This is a genomic window from Bradyrhizobium sp. Arg816 (assembly GCF_029989365.1).
Classification (GTDB): domain Bacteria; phylum Pseudomonadota; class Alphaproteobacteria; order Rhizobiales; family Xanthobacteraceae; genus Bradyrhizobium.
Genome location: NZ_JAPRAQ010000143.1, coordinates 1 through 515 on the forward strand (window position 1 = coordinate 1; position 515 = coordinate 515).

Annotated in this window: 1 protein-coding gene; it reads left to right on the forward strand. The window is 67.6% G+C overall.

Translation table 11 applies throughout. The features are described from left to right. Positions 1-103: 103 nt before the first annotated feature. On the forward strand, positions 104-515 hold a 412-nt coding region (locus OWC48_RS46220; protein ID WP_282525958.1), incomplete at its 3' end, for a hypothetical protein.

Below are 515 nucleotides of genomic sequence, written 5' to 3' on the forward strand. Positions count from 1 at the left end.
CAAGCGCGCCGCTAGCCCTGTCGGTCTCATGCGCGCGCGCCCTCTGCTCATCGAGCCGAGTCGCGCGGCGCGACGAGCGCTCTTCCAAATTACCACGTTGCCGATGCTTAGTCTCAAGCCGAGGCTCGCCCTCGCGCTCCTCCTCGTGGTCGGCGTGTTCACGGCTGATCTCTTCGAGCCCGCCGACAACGTCTCGATCTGCTTCGCCTACACGCTGCCGATCCTCCTCGGCGTCTACATGGGTCCCGGCAGCACGTTCCGTCTCGCCGCCCTCGCCACCGCCGCCTCGTTGGTCGGCTCGTTCATTCGACCGCCGGAGGGCGGGATCGTCCTCAGCTTCGTCGTCAACCGCGTGATCGCGGTCGCCGCGCAGTGGCTCGTCGCCTTCCTGGTCGAGCAACGACGGCGCAACCACGCCCTGGTCGACGCACGTCTGACCGAAGAACGGCTGGTGGCCGAGACCGGACGGCGGTTCGTGCAGATCCTGACTCACGAGATCGCGACGGCGCTGACTG